This is a genomic window from Erysipelothrix rhusiopathiae (assembly GCF_900637845.1).
Classification (GTDB): Bacteria; Bacillota_I; Bacilli_A; order Erysipelotrichales; family Erysipelotrichaceae; genus Erysipelothrix; species Erysipelothrix rhusiopathiae.
In genome coordinates this window covers 631,172-647,444 of the sequence record NZ_LR134439.1, presented here as the reverse complement: position 1 = coordinate 647,444, position 16,273 = coordinate 631,172, and the positions used below count along the sequence as shown (strand labels likewise).

Here is a 16,273-nt window from a genome sequence, read left to right as displayed (position 1 = left end):
CTTCCTTTCGTCTACTTATCATTGCGTCGACGTACAATTAACTTAGTCGATGCTTTTTTATCTCTACGAGTTTTAACACCCATAGCTTTTTTACCCCAAGGTGTCATAGGTGACTTACGTCCGATTGGAGTACGTCCTTCCCCACCACCATGAGGGTGATCAACAGGGTTCATCGCAGAACCACGTACAGTTGGGCGAATACCCATGTGACGTTTACGTCCAGCTTTACCAATGTTAACTAATGAATGTTCTGAGTTTCCAACCTCACCGATTGTTGCACGGCATGTTGATAAAATCTTACGAACTTCACCAGATGCTAATTGAACAGTAACATGTTTTTCTTCAACACCAAGAACTTGAGCTGATGTTCCAGCTGAACGCACTAATTGTGCTCCACGTCCTGGTTTTAATTCGATATTATGTACTAATGTACCTTCAGGCATTTGACCTAATTCTTTTGCGTTACCAACTTTAATATCAGCTGATGCACCACTATAAATTACGTCGCCTACTTTTAGTCCTTTAGGAGCTAAAATATAACGTTTTTCACCATCAGCGTAGCTTAATAAAGCGATGTTTGCTGAACGGTTTGGATCATATTCGATTGTTGCAACTTTTGCTGGAATATCATCTTTGTTACGTTTGAAGTCAATAATACGGTATTGACGTTTATGTCCACCACCGATGTGACGAGTTGTAATACGTCCTGTATTACCACGTCCACCAGTTTTACTTAGTGGAGCTACTAATGAACGTTCTGGTTTAACATTTTTAGATAACTGTTCGTTAGCTAAAGTTGTCATCCCGCGACGTCCAGGAGTAGTTGGCTTATAATGTTTAATTGCCATGTAATAATTCCTCCCTACGCAAGTTATCCGGAAATAGCGTAATTCTTCCGATAAGTTTTATTGATTAAAGAACTTTAAGATTAAAGAACTTCGATTTTTGAACCTTCAGCAAGTTTCACGATTGCTTTGCGAACTGCTTTAGTTTGTCCTTCGTAACGTCCTACACGTTTTTTACGTGGTAAAACGTTGATAACGTTGATTTTTTCAACTTTAACATTGAAAATTTCTTCGATAGCTTGACGAATTTCGATTTTGTTTGATCCTTTAGCTACTTCAAAAGTAACTTTGTTATCGTTTTGTTGCATCGCTACTGTTTTCTCAGTAATAATTGGACGAACAATAATATCTCTAGGGTTACGTTTCATTATGCAAGCACCTCCCCAGCTTCGATAGCTGCTTTTTCAGTGAATACAATTTGATCGCAATTTACGATATCATAAACGTTTAAACCTTGAACATCTAACATCATTGTGTTTGATAGGTTACGCATTGATAAGTAAGCATTGTCAATATTTTCTTCAGCTGAAACAACAAATAGAGTTTTCTTGTTTAATTTAAGTGCATCCATCACTGCGATGAATTCTTTTGTCTTAACGTTTTCAACTGTTAGGTTTTCAACAACTGACATTTCTGAATCCATAACTTTTTGTGATAATGCTGAACGTAAAGCTAAACGACGAACCTTACGGTTAAGGCTGTATTTGTAGCTTCTTGGAGTAGGTCCGAAAACAACTCCACCACCACGCCATTGAGGAGAACGGATTGACCCTTGACGAGCACGACCTGTTCCTTTTTGACGCCATGGTTTACGTCCACCACCGCGAACCTCTGTACGGTTCTTAGTTTTGTGTGTACCTTGACGAAGTGAAGCTTGTTGCATAACAACTGCTTCAAAGATTGTTTGGTTATTTGGTTCAATTCCAAATACTGCTTCGTTTAACTCAAGTTCACGAAGACTCTTGCCTTCAAGGTTTAAAATATCTAACTTAGGCATTTTCGGAATCCTCCTTAACTGCAAAGTCAACTAATTCAACTGGATCTTTAGATTTAACGCGTTTAACTGTTGATTTAACAATTACGAAACCTTTTTTAGGTCCAGGAATGTTTCCTTTAATTAATAGATAGTTACTTTCTGTATCAACTTTGATAACTTCTAATTTTTGGTTTGTTGTAGTGTATCCACCATGTTGTCCTGGTAAAATACGTCCTTTTTTAATTACAGCAGGGTTTAATCCACCTGTTGCAAGTGAACCAACTCCACGGTGAAATCCTGAACCGTGAGCTTTTGGTCCGATTTTTTGGTTCGCACGAACGATTGAACCTTGGAAACCATGTCCACGTGAAGTTCCTGTTACGTCAACATATTCCCCTTCGCTGAATAAATCAGCTTTAATTTCTGCGCCAACCTCGAAATTCATCATTTCTGAGCCAGCGATTTCACGAACAAATTTCTTTGGAGCAGTGCTTGCTTTAGCAGCGTGAGCAATCTCAGATTTGTTTGCACGTTGTTCCTTCACATCGAAGGCACCTAATTGAACTGCTTCATAATTGTCTGATTCCATTGTTTTCTTTTGAAGAACAACGTTTGGTAATACCTCGACAACACTAACTGGAATTAATTTTCCGTCAGTTGTGAAGACTTGTGTCATTCCTAATTTACGTCCTAGTAATCCTTTCATGATAACTCCTCTCTACTAAAGTTTGATCTCGATATCAACACCGCTTGGTAGATCTAAACGACTTAATGCGTCGATAGTTTCTGCCGTTGGGCCAACAATTTCAATCAATCTCTTGTGAGTTCTTGATTCAAATTGTTCACGAGAATCCTTATTAACGTGTACTGATCGTAAAATTGTTACGATTTGTTTTTCTGTTGGTAACGGTACTGGACCTACTACCTTTTGTGCGCCGTGATCGTTAGCAGCTTGAACAATTTTTTGTGCAGCACTATCAATAGTACGGTGTTCATAAGCTTTTAAACGAATACGAATAAAATTCTTTGCCATGGAAATTCCTCCTTCTACTGTCTATTTCCAATAGACCTGCTCTGTACAAATTCCCCGGCTTCTCACTGACCATGACAACGCTATTCAGTGTGCCGGCAACCTTGCACTTCTATGCAGTCGCTTAAGTATTATACACTATCTATCTGTAAATTCAAGGGGTTTTAATGCTTTATTTTGAAATTAATTAAAACACTTCTTTACTCTATAAAAAACCGACTATTAAGCGTCGGTTTAACAATATATTCTATTATCAGATGCTATCGGTTGGGATAAATATAATTACCATACGCTCAATACCCGCGATAATAAATTGGAATCCCACCGCTGTAATGAGAATACCACTTGCAAGGATCGGATTAAATAAAACATAAACACCTAAGCCAATCGTAATGATATTTAAGATAATGGAAAAAATTGCCATGCCTCCACGGCTGATAGCTGATACAAACGAAATATGCACAATAGAACTAATAATCATCGTGAATACTAATAAGTATCCTAATACCGCGCTCGCAATGAACTGATTTCCAAAAGCAAATAATCCACCAATAATCATTTGCATAATCCCTTCGACCATTAGAAGCGATTTTCCAGGAATAAAAGCAGGAATGCGAATAGAATCAATTACGGCCACAAATCCAGATATAAGAAGAAAAACACCAATTACTAAAATTAATGAAACGAGTGCTTCATCGGGATTTGCAATTATAATGAATCCAACAACCGCTAAAATAATTCCTACTACAAAAGACAATACTCTATTTTTCCAACTATTCATATTTACACCTCCTTAATAAATAAATTATACGTTTCAACTTGTAAAAAAAAAGAATGTTGTAACAAGATTGCTAGTTCTTGTTATTAAAACTATCCTTTTTTTGATACAAAGACAATAAAGAAAAACCTCTACGATGTAGAGGTTTAAGTGTTAAATTATTTAACGATTTCTGTAACGTTACCAGCACCAACAGTACGTCCACCCTCACGAATTGAGAATGTTGTACCTTGCTCTACAGCGATTGGAGCGATAAGTTCTACAGTCATTTCTACGTTATCACCAGGCATAACCATATCAACACCTTCAGGTAATTGAATTGTTCCAGTTACGTCTGTTGTACGGAAGTAGAATTGAGGACGGTAGTTGTTAACAAATGGAGTATGACGTCCACCTTCTTCTTTGCTTAAGATATAAACTTGAGCTTTGAAGATTTTGTGAGGAGTTACTGAACCTGGTTTTGCAAGAACTTGACCACGTTCGATTTGCTCACGGTTAACACCACGTAGAAGTGCTCCAACGTTATCACCAGCCATAGCTGAATCTAACATTTTGTGGAACATTTCGATACCTGTTACAACAGTTTTTGATGTAGGGTGAATACCAACGATTTCAACTTCTTCGTTAAGTTTTAATTCTCCACGTTCTACACGTCCTGTAGCAACTGTACCACGACCTGAGATTGTAAATACATCTTCGATTGACATTAAGAATGGTTTGTCTGTATCACGAACTGGTTCTGGTACATTAGCGTCGATAGCATCCATGAGTTCGATAATTTTTTCTTCCCAGTTTGCTTCGCCTTCTAATGCTTTAAGAGCTGATCCGCGGATAACTGGACAGTTATCTCCGTCGTAATCGTTTTCTGATAGTAATTCACGAACTTCCATTTCAACTAAGTCGATTAACTCTTCGTCATCAACCATGTCACATTTGTTCAAGAACACTACGAAGTAAGGAACACCTAATTGTTTTGCAAGTAGGATGTGCTCACGAGTTTGTGGCATTGGACCATCTGTAGCTGAAACAACTAAGATAGCACCATCCATTTGTGCAGCACCTGTGATCATGTTTTTAACATAGTCAGCATGGCCTGGGCAGTCAACGTGTGCGTAGTGACGTGCTTCTGTTTCGTATTCAACGTGTGAAGTTGAGATTGTGATTCCACGTTCTCTTTCTTCAGGCGCCTTATCGATTTGGTCGTAAGCTTGAGCAGCCCCGCCACCTTTTTTAGCTAATACGTTTGTAATAGCAGCTGTTAATGTAGTTTTACCATGGTCAACGTGTCCTAATGTACCAACGTTAACATGGGGTTTGGAACGATCAAATTTTTCTTTTGACATGTGCAATTTTCCTCCTATGTATAAAATATTGCCTATCAACTATATATTAAGATAATCTTCATATAAAATCAATACGTAAATATCAACTGGTTATTTTTTCTTTTTAGCAACTGTTTCTGCAATGCTCTTTGGCACTTCTTCGTAGTGATCAAATTGCATTGATGAGTTACCGCGACCTTGTGTAAATGAACGAAGGTCAGTTGTATATCCAGACATGTTTGAAAGTGGAACCCAAGCTTTAACGATAACTGCGTTACCGCGTTCTTCTTGATCACGAATTTGTCCACGACGTCCTGAGATATCTCCCATAACTGCTCCTAAGTATTCACTTGGTGCTGTGATTTCAACATTCATGATTGGTTCTAACAATACTGGATTACATTTTTTAGCAGCTTCCTTGAAAGCCATGCTAGCAGCGATTTTATAAGCCATTTCAGAGGAGTCAACATCATGTGATGATCCATCGAATAATGTAGCTTTGATATCAATTGCAGGGTATCCGGCAATTAAACCATTTTGAAGTGCAGCTGTAAGCCCTTCTTGTGCTGGTTTAATAAATTCACGAGGAACTGTTCCACCAACAACTTTATCAACCCATTCAAAACCTTTACCTGGATTTGGTTCAAACTTGATCCAAACGTGTCCATATTGTCCACGACCACCAGATTGACGAACGAATTTACCTTCACAGTCTGCTGCACTGCGAATTGTTTCGCGGTAAGCAACTTGTGGAGCTCCTACGTTAGCTTCAACTTTGAATTCACGTTTCATACGATCAACAAGAATGTCTAAGTGTAACTCACCCATTCCGGCAATGATTGTTTGTCCTGTTTCATCATCAGTATATGTTTTAAATGTTGGATCTTCTTCAGCTAATTTAGCTAAAGCAAGTCCCATCTTATCTTGGTCACCTTTTGATTTTGGTTCAACGGCAACGTTGATAACTGGTTCTGGGAAGACCATTGATTCAAGAATAATTTCTTTCTTTTCATCACAAAGTGTATCCCCTGTACCTGTAACTTTAAGACCAACAGCAGCAGCGATTTCACCAGCATAAACATTTTCGATCTCTTCACGGTGGTTAGCATGCATTTGCATGATACGGCCGAAACGTTCACGTTTACGTTTTACTGAGTTATATACTGGTCCACCTGATGTTGCAACACCTGAATACACACGGAAATATGTAAGACGTCCAACAAATGGGTCAGTCATAACTTTAAATGCTAAAGCTGAGAATGGTGCTTCATCACTTGCTTCACGAACAGCTTCTTCACCATTTGGTAAAGTACCATTTACAGCTGGAATATCAACTGGTGAAGGTAAGTAATCAATAACTGCATCAAGCATCGCGATAACACCTTTATTCTTATAAGCAGCACCACAAAGTACTGGGAAGAATTCACCACTGATTACAGCTTTACGGATAGCAGTCTTGATTTGTTCAACTGTAGGTTCAACACCTTCAAGGATAAGCATCATAAAGTCTTCATCAAAATCAGAGATTTGTTCAAATAACACTTCACGAGCTTCAGCTACTTGAGCTTTGAACTCTTCAGGAATTTCAACAATATCATCTGTTTTTTGTGATACGTCAGCAAACATATGTGCTTCTTGCTCAACGATATCAATTAGACCATCGAAATAGTCTTCAACCCCAATAGGGATTTGGATTGGTGCTGATTTAGCTCCTAGACGATCAACAATAGTTTTTGCTGACATATAGAAATCTGCACCGGTTGCGTCCATTTTATTAATGAACACGATACGAGGTACGTTATATTTTGTAGCTTGACGCCAAACAGTTTCTGTTTGAGGTTCAACACCTGATTTAGCATCAAGTACTGTAACCGCACCATCAAGAACACGTAATGAACGTTCAACCTCAACAGTAAAGTCAACGTGACCAGGAGTATCAATAATGTTTACACGGTGGCCCTTCCAAGCAGCAGTTGTAGCAGCTGATGTGATTGTAATACCACGTTCTTGCTCCTGCGCCATCCAGTCCATCGTTGCAGCACCATCATGAGTTTCCCCGATCTTATGTGTACGACCTGTATAATAGAGAATACGTTCTGTTGTAGTTGTTTTACCAGCATCGATGTGAGCCATGATACCGATATTACGCATTTTATCTAATGAAAATTCTCTTGCCATAAGATGTAAGTCTCCTTTTCTACGTTAATCTTACCAACGGTAGTGTGCGAATGCTTTATTGGCTTCAGCCATTTTATGCACGTCGTCACGTTTCTTAACTGAAGCACCTACACCATTTGATGCATCGATGATTTCAGCAGCTAAGCGTTCTTCCATTGTTTTTTCTCCACGTGAACGTGAATATTGAACAATCCAACGAAGTCCAAGTGTCAATCGACGTTCTTGAGTTACTTCAATAGGGATTTGGATGTTTGATCCACCAACTCGGCGAGCTTTAAGTTCTAAGACTGGTAATACGTTGTCTAAAGCTTCCTCAAATACTTCCATTGGTTGGCGACCTGTTTTTTCTTCAATAATTGCAAAAGCGTTATAAAGAATTGATTGTGCTAAACCTTTTTTACCATCAATCATGATTCTGTTGATTAAACGTGTTACTAATTTTGAATTATAAATTGGATCAGCAACTACGTCGCGCTTTGGAACATGTCCTTTTCTAGGCATTTAATTCACTCCTCTCATTTTTGATGTTAATTAATCTTCTTGTCTTGGTTTTTTAGTACCGTATAGTGAACGGCTTTGACGACGGTCAGTTACACCAGCACAGTCCATTGTTCCACGAACGATGTGGTAACGAACCCCAGGTAAGTCTTTTACACGACCACCACGAATAAGAACAACACTATGCTCTTGTAAGTTGTGACCGATTCCTGGAATATAAGCCGTAACTTCCATACCATTACTCAAACGAACACGTGCATATTTACGTAATGCTGAGTTAGGTTTCTTAGGTGTCATTGTACCAACACGTGTACACACTCCACGTTTTTGTGGACTATTTACTTTTGTTGTTTGACGTTTAATCGTATTTAAACTACGACCTAATGCCGGTGATTTCGATTTGTAAACGCGTTTTGTACGACCTTTTTGAATCAATTGGTTAATTGTAGGCATTAATTTTCTCCCTTCTTAAATTTCTATGCACACAGTACCATGTGTGCCATAACTCACATATTAATTAGGTTTCCACGAAAGAAACCCAGTATTAATTCATAAGCCTTTACATTTTATCACACTAATCGTGCTTGTCAACATATTAAACAAAAAAATATAAAAATCGAGAGAGTCGACGAAACGTCTCTCTCGATTCAATTTATTATATGTTTTAATTAAGCTATTTCGGTTGGCTCCTCTGTTCTACGAAAAATATTTATTTTGCCTTCATCATGCAATGTTTTTAATATTGTCGCAGATATTGGAAGTGCAAATAACCCTATGAATCCAAACATCTTCAGCCCTACATATATAAGGATAAGTGTCGCTAGCGGATGAAGTCCTATTTGATCCCCTACAATCTTTGGCTCTAATATATTTCGAATTACAGTGATAACAATGTAAGTAATCATCAACCCAATCCCTAATGGTGTGTTACCCATGATGAGTTCAATAATAAACCAAGGAATCATAACCGTTCCGGTTCCAAGCACTGGAAGGATGTCTATAATTGCCACCATAAAAGCTAAGCCAACAGGATTATGGATACCTAGAATAAAGAACGCAAATGAGAGTTCAACAAATGTCAGTGACATTAATTTAGCATAAGCTCTTAGATATTTACCCAAAACGGAAATTAGCCCATCTTTAATATCTAAGATTAAAGTTCTTTGTTTTATAGGAATCATCCCCATCACACTACTTACAATTCCTTGATAATCTAAAGTGAAGAAGAAAGATGAAATAATAGCAATTAATATTGATATTAGAACACTTGGAATTGAAGAAATAAGTCGTGTAATAAAATTAATTGTCCCGCCTGAAATACCTTTAAAAATTCCATCAATACTTTGAACTACAGAACGACCAATCGACTCAATAATATCGATGACATCTGGATCAAGATTTACGACTGCACCCTCCACCCAAACAATAATCGATTCGATTGCCGGAGAAAGCGTTGTCTGATAAAAACTTGGCACAGCTTTTGCGAAATTTTGGATACCCGCAATAACTGCTACCAAAATCCAAAATATAGCCGCCGCTAATAATATATAGAAAAGAATAACCACTAATAATGAGGAACCTTTTTGATTTCCTATTTTCTTTGTGAGCTTAGATATTACCGGTTTCAATAGGAATGCAATCACAAAACCAATAATGAAAGGCATCAAATATTTCGTTGAAAATTTAAGGACCAATGCCGCAAGACTAAAACTTATTGCAAAATACAGAATATTAATTATAAAATTTTTACGTTTTTCAATCATAACTTCCTCCATCTATAATTTATTTTAAAGATTTCAAGATTCAATGTCTACCTTTATCATTTCCAGATACCCACTTTTTGTTTTTTCGCATGAGCTTGTAAACCATTCAGTTTATCTACATAAAGATAATCACCATAAATATATTTAACTTTTGCAAAACCTCCTGAAACTAAAAGTTCCTGCAAAAGCGCATCATCAACGTATACCCAAGCGATAACACGACCATACTTATCATACTTATTAGCTTCCGGATCATACTCAAGTTCAATTTTTTTTGCGTTTTTTAAATGTTCACAAGTAAATGAGCTTGCTTCCTCTGCAAAAAATTGAGGATTGTATTGATCGTTCTGACGCAGCTCTGGCGTATCAACAGCAATAAAACGGACTTTCTCTTTTTTTCCACCAATGTTTAGTTGTGCTGTATCCCCATCAATACACTTGTGAAGTGTAACGTGCTCCATATTTGAATTATTATGTGGCTTTGCAAATTCAGATAGAAGAAATATTATTACTAAAACGACTAATAAAGTGATTTTAAGTAACATATTCGCGGTGTTTTGTTTAATTTTATTGTTCATAGACACATTATACCCTAAACAACGACAAATATTAAAAAAAACAATAAAATCCTATTGCCTAAGACCTATTGTTGTGATAATATGAATGAGCACTCAAAGAAGAGGGCAAGAAACAAACTTGGAGATGTACTCAAGTGGCTGAAGAGGTGCCCCTGCTAAGGGTATAGGTCGGGTAACTGGCGCGGGAGTTCAAATCTCCCCATCTCCGCCATTATTTTGTTTCTAATATATAAATAAAATGGTCCAGTGGTGTAGCGGTTAACATGCCTGCCTGTCACGCAGGAGATCGCGGGTTCGATTCCCGTCTGGACCGCCATTTTTTTGCAGGTGTAGTTCAATGGTAGAACACGACCTTGCCAAGGTTGAGGCGGGGGTTCAATTCCCCTCACCTGCTCCAAAATATCAATCAAAAAGAACAGCTTTGTTCTTTTTTTTATATCTTAGCTTAATTCAACACTCATCGAAATCAGTAGTGATTGCTTTTCCCTCTCTTTTAAGGCTTTATGTTGACTGTGAGGTGGCATTCCATCACTGATTTAGAGACAAACAAAAAAAACTAGTTTATGTTGTAAAAAAGGCTTGGAATAAGAATTTATCTATGGTAATATATATGAGCGTTAAGGGATTAACGTTTTGCAAATGGTCCAGTGGTGTAGCGGTTAACATGCCTGCCTGTCACGCAGGAGATCGCGGGTTCGATTCCCGTCTGGACCGCCATTTGCAGGTGTAGTTCAATGGTAGAACACGACCTTGCCAAGGTTGAGGCGGGGGTTCAATTCCCCTCACCTGCTCCAAGTACAATTTAATGTTTGCAAATGGTCCAGTGGTGTAGCGGTTAACATGCCTGCCTGTCACGCAGGAGATCGCGGGTTCGATTCCCGTCTGGACCGCCATTTGCAGGTGTAGTTCAATGGTAGAACACGACCTTGCCAAGGTTGAGGCGGGGGTTCAATTCCCCTCACCTGCTCCAAATATTTAACTTAACTCTATAAGATAACTTATAGAGTTTTTTTATATCAAAGATTGGCTTTAAAATAATATACGTTATAATGCTTTTATAGGAGGATCGTATATGACCGCATCGCTGTATATTTTTAATATTATGGATAGTTATCAAATTGTTGTCGCAATCATCAGTCTATCCGGTGTTTTACTTAGTTCATTATTTGGATATATCAGTTCCTACCTTGGTAGAAAACAATCTGCCGATACTGAACTAAAGAAAATAAAAGAAAACCACCAGAAACAGATCGATCAAGAGAAGAAACTCGAGAAAGATACCAAACTTCGAATTGTCTTACAAGAACTAACAGAAGGTTACTATGCTTTAAACTACGATCAATCAATTCCTGGAACTTACTTCAATACATCAGAAGGTCAAGAAATTTTTAATCGTGTCATGTCTTTTATCACAGCATATGGTGACGAGCACTCCGTACAAACAACCATATACCTCCAAAAGGCAATTTTTGGAAGTCATCTCTTGAGTACATATTATGGTCGCTTGTCAGAATACGTACAAGACGACCTTACTTACACGATAGATTGGATACGATATGAAACAAATGCCCTTACATCCATCTTAATCGCACAACTTCGCTATGATATCAGTAATGAACTACTGAATCCTAAAGATCTAATGATGGTAAAGTATAATAATGATAATCCGATTCTTAAAGACTTCTTTGAATTCGGCGTCGATCTGTTTATTGAGATGCTTGAACTTGAGCACTTTTATCCATGTATTGAAAACCATACGGCTTTAAAAGAAAAAACATATTCAAATTGAATATGTTTTTTTAATTACGATGTGGTCGAATTATTCGCTTACTATTCATATAAGTAATAACAAAATAAATAAGGTAAAACAGAAACACGATCACAACTGTTGAGATGCTTAATGTATTCGATGGATAGCCTAAGTTAATTAGATTTAAATTCCGCTCTACCGCAATTAATCCAACTACCGTATGAATTAACGCGACACCAAGTGGCATAAAGAAGTATAATGCCGTTTGTTTTAAAAGCGCACGATGAATCATGTTTGATGAGGCACCAATTTTTCGAAGGATTTCATAGCGCGCTTGGTTATCACTTGCTTCCGATAATTGTTGGAGCGCTAAAATAACAAGACTTACAATTAAAAGTACAATCCCTACATAAAGTCCCACTGCCGCAATAATAATTTCAGTACCCATTCCCGTAAGACCTGAATTATATCGGGAAAGAACATCCGTTGCATAGTATTCTGTTGGATCATCCTTTTGTTTTTGATTCACATGCTCCACAACCCGCTCAATCTCCGCTTCTGATGAATTAAACATATTCCCACTCACAATTGTTTTAATAAAAACATCGGGCCAAGATGCCTTGATAAGATTCAGATCCTGATCATTGACCACAAGGATTGGGTAACCGTTTGATTGATTAGAAATGATGACAAAATTCACATCATCATAAGGTTGTATTTGAAATTCTTGATCATTAAAAACGTAGGGTTTGCGGTAGTCAATGACATCAACCAAGCGTGCACGCATGGTCACAAGACTGTTGTAATCGGGTTGAAAGTAAAGTTGATTTGGTGCGAGTTTAAGTTCTGGTTTCTTATGAAATGTACGGACTTTATTGTAATCACTTAGCGTTACAAGCGCTAAGGGTTCTCTTAATGGTTTGATATCATCATTCCCTGATGGCACAAGGAGTTCAGTACTAAACGACTCTGATCGATAAAGATTAACTTGAAATCCTTCTTCAAATAACTCATCCAAACCCAAATCAGTTTGATAATTTTTTGAAATCCCCACATCATCATACATAAAAGTGAGTGTTAAGTCATAAGGAACGGTTTCTTCCGCAGAAATTGAAATCCGTTTATTAAGATTTAATCCTGTTGCTAAGATTGTAATCCCAAATAACAAGGTAATCGATACCACGGCCATTACACGGTAAGTTGAACGAATTTTATTTGAGACTTGTCGAATGACAAACATGTTTAAGTTCTTGTAGTAGCGTGAACGACTTAAACGTACAATGTGCTCCACAGATCCCGCTAATGATTTAAATAAAAGTATGGTCGCAAAGATTCCAACACCCACAATAACAGGCATAAAGATAATGAGCTGACCGGCTTTAAGCACCCACAAATAGTCATAAATCAAAATGGCTATGGCACTGATAAACTGAAATAAAGTCCATCCCACAGATGACGTTAGCATCATTTCTTGTATTCTGTGTGCATTAAATAATTCGTTTAACGTAATTTTGCGTAGTTTTCGTTGATTTAAAAACATTATAAGTACAAAAATACCACTGAAACAATAAATTGTTCTTTGAGCACCGTTAATTGAAAAGATAAACTGATAATGAATGGGAACAGCCAAGATTGTTCCCATCATTACCCCTGTGATTTGCGTCAAAATATAGCCTGCGAAAAGACCCATAAAAAGAGCCACAAGCCCAATTAAGAATGTTTCAGTCATAAGTATCAAAGACATTTTAAAACGAGACATCCCTAAAAGCATGTAAAGACCGAACTCTTGTTTACGTCTTCCAATAATAAAGTTATTTGCATATACAATAAGAAACGCGAATATCACCACAACAATCACTGAGATGACATTTAGAGCTTCTGACACAAGTTCAAACGTGCGTCCCATTTGATTAGTAAGTTCCAGGATTACTGCTTGATCTTCAAACGATCCAAAAATATAAAAAAGAGCTACCGAAAACGCCAATGTCACAAAGTACACGGTATAATCTTTATAACTCTTTCGTACATTTTTAAACGCCATTTTAATAATCATCGACCTAACTCCTTAATCGTATTTTATCACACTTTGATGAGCACTCACCTTACATTCTCGTAATAAAAAAGAATAACATTTATGTTATTCTACGGCGATGAAGATATCAATACGTCCATCTTCATAATATTTTTCAAAATCAATCGTGTAAGCGCGCTTTAGCTTACCCGATGTCTCCAACGACCAAATTAATTTCCAAGTATTTAGAACACCAAATTTATCTGCTACATCAACAGGAAACACTTGATAATCATTGCGATCATCCACAACTAATAATTCACTGGTTTGTTCATATTCTGTCGCAAGTCCAAGTGAATACAATCCTTTATAGTCTGTTTTGTAATCCGTATAAACTGCATATTTTGCGGCATCATAGTGTGGTAATGATGTGTTAAATCGTTCCCACATTGAGGTGAGTTTTTGCTCAAACTCAGGGTCATCAAGACTATTTGTACGAATATCTTCTCTTATAAATAAATTCATGGAAAGCTCCTTTTATACTACAACTATAATACAACATTTTATAAAAAAAACTAGATGAATTCTCTAGTTTCCTTTAATAATTGACTTACTTCCAAAATAGGTAGCACTAAAGTAGATTAAATAGATCACAATCACTCCGAAACACGTTAAGAATGTCGGTACGATGCTGCTTGCTTTTAACCCAGCTAGATCTAAGTTTACATTCACCGCACGAATTCCAACCCATGCATGAATTCCTGCCAACAATAGTGGAATAAAGAAGTATAATGCAACTTGTTTAAAGATTGAGTGATTCATCATCTTGGAATCTGCACCCAGTTTTGAAAGAATTTTATAGCGAGCTTGATTGTCGTTTGCTTCTGAAAGTTGTTGGAGGGCAAGGATGACACCACTACTAATCAAGAAAACAACTCCCAAATAAAGTCCCATAAAAGTAAAGACCAATTCAATCCCCAACAACATCTCAAAAAGTTCTTGTGACGTGACGCTTATGATATCGTTTTGATCATAACCGAGTTCAAATAGTTTCTGTTCAAGTGATGTTTTCACTACCGCACTTTTATCTGTATCGATATTATAAATTGTAGTCATCGTCACTGGTTTGGTTTGCTCTTCCTGTATCTTCTGTAGCGTTTCTGTACTCATAAACAAGATAATATTATTGAAGTCACCATTCCTTACACTCATATCCGTAACGTTTTGATCATCAATCACATCCAAGGCTTCACTCCCTAAGTTAAGTAATGTCGTGCTTGATTTTAACCCTTTGTAATGTTGTTTTAAACCATAGGGATAGACTGCTTGATTTTTAAGGGCGATATTTGGTAGTCCGTGCAGCTTCCGCATCATATTATAGTCATTAATATCTGCTAAATAAAGACGTGGGGTTTGTTGGTTCTTAGATTCCACGACGATATCCTGTAAAACCTCTGCCGTATATTCGGTATTATAGATGTTCATTGACACCGAAGCATCTGTTTGTTGTTGAGCGATAAATGTTTCAACCTCAAAATCACGATTAATTGTTGAATATGGAATCATAAGTGTGTAGTCAAAAGGTGTGTTCCGTTTCACTTGTTCATCCATAACTGAATTAAGGTTGAATCCTGTTGCCAGCGTTGCAATCCCAAAGAGAAGTAAAAGACTTACCACTGCCATCATTTTATAGGTTGTATTTACCTTTGAAGCTACTTGTCGAAATACAAACACGTTTAGGTTTTTAAAATACAAACCTTGATTCATCTGCATAAACTTAAGCATAAAGCCTGATAGAGCTTTAAAAATGATAAATGTAGCGAATGAGCCCAAGGCAATAATAAAAGGCATGAAGATTACAAGATGAATCGGAACAAGTGCCCATTTATATGCAAGAACGAGAAGTCCAACACCGATGATAAAAAGTAATATCGGATGTTTGTTTTCCGTAGTTTCATTAACTCGGTCTGCTTGAAATAGTTCGATGACTTTATGTTTTCGTATCACCGTTCCATTAAATAGTAAAACGATGATAAAGATTGTGGAAAAACTCAGAATAGTTTTAACCGTTGCGTTAAGTGAAAAAATAAAATGATAACTTACGTTTGCTTTAAGCAGACGTGCACTTGCGATTGCGGTAAGTTGTGATCCGAAGTACCCTAAAACCAATCCGGTAAATAATGAAATCACACCAATATAAAGGGTTTCATACGTTAAAATTTTTGAAATCGTTCGTTTGGGCATTCCCAATAATGTATAAAGTCCTAATTCTTTTTGCCGACGTCGAATGAGAAATTGATTTGCATAGAGAATCAAGAATGCAAATACGACTGATATAATTGCGGACATCACATTCATAGTTGTTACTAATGCTTGAACCGCTTGACCTTGTCCTGACGTCATTTTTAAAATCGACGATTGTTGTTCAAAGGAACCAAATATATAGAATAACGCTACCGAAAAGGTAAGCGTAATAAAATATACAGAATAATCTTTGTAACTTTTCTTAACATTTCTAAGTGCTATTTTTAAATACATAAACGT

Annotated in this window: 16 protein-coding genes and 7 tRNA genes; 8 read left to right on the top strand and 15 right to left on the bottom strand. The window is 37.1% G+C overall.

Translation table 11 applies throughout. From position 1 onward, the window contains the following. Positions 1-11: 11 nt before the first annotated feature. From rplB to EL194_RS03080, 12 genes are all read right to left on the bottom strand, one after another. The gene (rplB, locus tag EL194_RS03135) at positions 12-848 is read right to left on the bottom strand and encodes a 50S ribosomal protein L2 (RefSeq protein ID WP_003775190.1); all 837 of its coding nucleotides are present in this window, start codon (positions 846-848) and stop codon (positions 12-14) included. 80 nt (positions 849-928) lie between these two features. Continuing rightward, complete coding sequence (gene rplW / locus EL194_RS03130) at positions 929-1,213, bottom strand: 50S ribosomal protein L23 (protein ID WP_003775188.1); 285 nt, start codon at positions 1,211-1,213, stop codon at positions 929-931. Then, positions 1,213-1,842 (bottom strand): 50S ribosomal protein L4, encoded by a 630-nt coding sequence (rplD, locus tag EL194_RS03125; protein ID WP_003775187.1) that lies wholly within the window; start codon positions 1,840-1,842, stop codon positions 1,213-1,215. Before rplD ends, rplW begins: the two co-directional genes overlap by 1 nt. Continuing rightward, positions 1,835-2,527, bottom strand: coding sequence for a 50S ribosomal protein L3 (rplC, locus tag EL194_RS03120; protein ID WP_003775186.1), 693 nt, complete (start codon positions 2,525-2,527; stop codon positions 1,835-1,837). Before rplC ends, rplD begins: the two co-directional genes overlap by 8 nt. A gap of 15 nt (positions 2,528-2,542) precedes the next feature. Beyond that, positions 2,543-2,854: a 30S ribosomal protein S10 gene (gene rpsJ / locus EL194_RS03115; RefSeq protein WP_003775184.1), complete on the bottom strand. Its 312-nt coding sequence runs from the start codon at positions 2,852-2,854 to the stop codon at positions 2,543-2,545. A gap of 250 nt (positions 2,855-3,104) precedes the next feature. Next, positions 3,105-3,632, bottom strand: coding sequence for an HdeD family acid-resistance protein (locus tag EL194_RS03110; protein ID WP_003775183.1), 528 nt, complete (start codon positions 3,630-3,632; stop codon positions 3,105-3,107). A gap of 155 nt (positions 3,633-3,787) precedes the next feature. Beyond that, a complete protein-coding gene (tuf, locus tag EL194_RS03105; protein WP_003775179.1) occupies positions 3,788-4,972 on the bottom strand; it encodes an elongation factor Tu in 1,185 nt (394 codons plus the stop codon). 90 nt (positions 4,973-5,062) lie between these two features. After that, the gene (gene fusA / locus EL194_RS03100) at positions 5,063-7,129 is read right to left on the bottom strand and encodes an elongation factor G (protein WP_003775178.1); all 2,067 of its coding nucleotides are present in this window, start codon (positions 7,127-7,129) and stop codon (positions 5,063-5,065) included. Positions 7,130-7,159: 30 nt separating this feature from the next. Next, complete coding sequence (gene rpsG, locus EL194_RS03095; RefSeq protein ID WP_003775176.1) at positions 7,160-7,630, bottom strand: 30S ribosomal protein S7; 471 nt, start codon at positions 7,628-7,630, stop codon at positions 7,160-7,162. Positions 7,631-7,660: 30 nt separating this feature from the next. Next, a complete protein-coding gene (gene rpsL / locus EL194_RS03090) occupies positions 7,661-8,080 on the bottom strand; it encodes a 30S ribosomal protein S12 (RefSeq protein WP_003775175.1) in 420 nt (139 codons plus the stop codon). 215 nt (positions 8,081-8,295) lie between these two features. Beyond that, positions 8,296-9,390, bottom strand: a complete 1,095-nt coding sequence (gene ytvI / locus EL194_RS03085; RefSeq protein WP_013853156.1) for a sporulation integral membrane protein YtvI — start codon at positions 9,388-9,390, stop codon at positions 8,296-8,298. A gap of 56 nt (positions 9,391-9,446) precedes the next feature. Further along, positions 9,447-9,968: a thermonuclease family protein gene (locus EL194_RS03080; RefSeq protein ID WP_003775170.1), complete on the bottom strand. Its 522-nt coding sequence runs from the start codon at positions 9,966-9,968 to the stop codon at positions 9,447-9,449. A 120-nt stretch (positions 9,969-10,088) separates the two neighbouring features. On the opposite strand from EL194_RS03080, the gene EL194_RS03075 reads away from it, so the two are divergent. The 8 genes from EL194_RS03075 (at position 10,089) to EL194_RS03040 (ending at position 11,757) form a co-directional block, all read left to right on the top strand. Then, positions 10,089-10,179, top strand: a tRNA-Ser gene (locus tag EL194_RS03075). Between the two features lie 29 nt (positions 10,180-10,208). After that, a tRNA-Asp gene (locus tag EL194_RS03070) sits at positions 10,209-10,284 on the top strand. A 7-nt stretch (positions 10,285-10,291) separates the two neighbouring features. Further along, positions 10,292-10,365 (top strand) — tRNA-Gly (locus EL194_RS03065). A gap of 244 nt (positions 10,366-10,609) precedes the next feature. Further along, positions 10,610-10,685: transfer RNA gene (locus EL194_RS03060), tRNA-Asp, on the top strand. 3 nt (positions 10,686-10,688) lie between these two features. After that, positions 10,689-10,762, top strand: a tRNA-Gly gene (locus EL194_RS03055). A gap of 23 nt (positions 10,763-10,785) precedes the next feature. After that, positions 10,786-10,861, top strand: a tRNA-Asp gene (locus EL194_RS03050). A 3-nt stretch (positions 10,862-10,864) separates the two neighbouring features. Next, a tRNA-Gly gene (locus tag EL194_RS03045) sits at positions 10,865-10,938 on the top strand. A 102-nt stretch (positions 10,939-11,040) separates the two neighbouring features. Further along, positions 11,041-11,757, top strand: a complete 717-nt coding sequence (locus EL194_RS03040; RefSeq protein ID WP_003775167.1) for a hypothetical protein — start codon at positions 11,041-11,043, stop codon at positions 11,755-11,757. Positions 11,758-11,767: 10 nt separating this feature from the next. Here EL194_RS03040 and EL194_RS03035 read toward each other — a convergent pair whose 3' ends face one another. The 3 genes from EL194_RS03035 to EL194_RS03025 form a co-directional block, all read right to left on the bottom strand. After that, positions 11,768-13,771: an FtsX-like permease family protein gene (locus EL194_RS03035; RefSeq protein WP_003775164.1), complete on the bottom strand. Its 2,004-nt coding sequence runs from the start codon at positions 13,769-13,771 to the stop codon at positions 11,768-11,770. Positions 13,772-13,855: 84 nt separating this feature from the next. Further along, on the bottom strand, positions 13,856-14,254 hold the full coding sequence (locus EL194_RS03030; RefSeq protein WP_003775162.1) for a GyrI-like domain-containing protein: 399 nt from the start codon (positions 14,252-14,254) through the stop codon (positions 13,856-13,858). Between the two features lie 63 nt (positions 14,255-14,317). Continuing rightward, on the bottom strand, positions 14,318-16,267 hold the full coding sequence (locus EL194_RS03025) for an FtsX-like permease family protein (RefSeq protein WP_003775161.1): 1,950 nt from the start codon (positions 16,265-16,267) through the stop codon (positions 14,318-14,320). Between the last annotated feature and the right edge of the window lie 6 nt (positions 16,268-16,273).